The following is a 2,164-nucleotide window of genomic DNA, read 5'->3' on the forward strand; positions in this document are numbered from 1 at the left end:
GATGGCGGTGATCGGCGTGCGCAACGTGCCTTCGACATGCAAGGTGCCGCTGTTGATGTCGGCGCGGGTATCGAAGCTACCGAATCCATTGAGGGTCCAGTCCTGGCCGTTCATGGCCAGGGTCTGGAAACCAATGAATTTGTCGAGCTCTTCGCTGCCTGTGCCTTCCAGCACCAGGTTATTTTCCGCGCCTATGCCACCGTAGACCATGCCGTTGAGCACCGAACCGGTATCCAGCGTCAGGTTGTTGGTGCCGCCTGCAGGGGTCGCATCGAATGAGATGGCTATCCCGCTGTCACCCGTAATGGTGCCAGCGTTGTAGACATCGGCATTGGTCGAAAGCAAGAAGATGCCGAGCTTGCCCTGAATTAAGCCCGCATTGCTTATCTTGGAAGTCGAAAGTCCATCCACAAAGATGCCATTGCCTTCGTCAAAATTTGTCCCACCCTGGCCGAGAATCTGTCCGGATGCCGCATTGGTAATATCAGCATCTCCTCTTCTGACATAGACACCATTACCACGTCCGTTATTTGCAGGCAGAAAGGCTGTGCCGCCATGGTTGCCGGTAACCAGCCCCTCATTGATCAGGTTGAGCTTGTCGCCAAACCACGACGACACGCCGGCATTGCCGGTAATTGCAGCGCCGGCGCGATTGACGATGCTCGCGTCGTTCTGCACAAAGATGCCGGCGCCGGTGGCGCCGCCATCGATAGCGCCGGCATTATCGACGGCGATAACTGCCGTTTGTTCGCCATAAATCGCGGCATTGGAACCTCGGATGCTGGCGCCGGCTTCATTGACGACGTTCAGCGTTCCGCCCGTAGTATAAATACCGCGGCCGGTTTGCGATGTCGGCGTGCTTGAGATGATCTGCCCACCAGATTGATTCACGATGCGAGACGTCATAGTCGCATCCTGGTCGAAAAGAGCAATCCCGAAGTTAGCATTCCGGCTCTCGATCAAGCCGCTATTGGCAATATCAGCCGTACCGCCGCTGACAAAGACACCGCTATCCTGCCCCGATACCGTACCCTCATTGCGCAAGGCTAATGGGGCATTGGAAACAAGAATTGCCATGCTACTTTGGGGGCTGGTGAGACTGTCTTCTGCCCGAATGACCGCACCTTGCTGATTGACGATATTCAGATAAGAACCGGCTCCCCCCGCGCCATTCGTGATAGCCACACGATCGGCGGAGATATTGCCAAAATTATCGATGGTCAGGCCATCGCCGCGAATGCCATAAGGGCGAAAGAAAGCAGTGCCGTCGACCAGCCGGCCGACAATGCTGCCGTAATTGGTGATGCTGCTGCCGATGCCGGAAATATCCATGCCGGAATTGGAATTCGTACCGGTGACCGTGCCGTGATTGACGATGTCCCACACAAAGCCGGCTGCGCCGATCAGGGCAGCGCCGGACGGATTGTTGGCGTTTACCGAGGAACTCAGATTCACGCCGTCGTTGATGACTGCCAGATTTCCCGTAGGACTGCTGCTGCTCAGCGCATAGGGCATGGTCTGGTCGGTATCGATGACCACATTGGCCTGCGCCGAGGCCACCAGCGGCGCCGCGCATAAAGCCAGCGCGGCCACACTTAGCACCACGGCACCCGGCTTGCTCGCGGCGCTCTTGCCGCGTGTTTTCGTGAGTTCGGAAACCGGCACCCATGCGCCCAGTATCTGACTCCAGATAATGCGAAATACCTTGTTCATTTTTCGTTCCTTGACAACTGTTAAATTTGACAGGAGCGATTATGTGGATTTAGTCCGTGTGTGGATATTTGACGAGTATGGAAATGAATCGGCAAACAATCAGACAAATACGAAACATTGATAAATTTTGATAAAGGCAAAATCCCTATTGCGTGCCAGAAATTTCTGAAGCCGTACAGGCTCATCAGGCCATACCCCATCCTCAAAAAAAAACGGAGCACCCGAACAAATCGCGCGCTCCGCCTTTTCCCACCGTCCAAGTACGCTTATTGAGAATTTCATGAAACGCGACAAAATCGCAATCCGGCTTTCGTCGCGCTTAACCTACGCAGCAGCTAACTGGGGTCGGAGTGAACTTTCTGCGCTTTTTGCAGAAACTTCACTCCGACCCCACTTAGCGGGCCACGGAGTGCGACGTCTCATCGTTAAAAAAAACGGCGAATGCGCACTG

General features: G+C 54.9%; 1 protein-coding gene. It reads right to left on the reverse strand.

The genetic code is table 11. The features are described 5' to 3' along the window. The coding region (locus AC07V8_RS24025) for an ESPR domain-containing protein (protein WP_494681200.1) at positions 1-1,713 on the reverse strand (1,713 nt) is incomplete at its 3' end. Positions 1,714-2,164: the final 451 nt, after the last annotated feature.

It is taken from the genome of Collimonas sp. GW821-FHT02H07 (genome assembly GCF_059421505.1).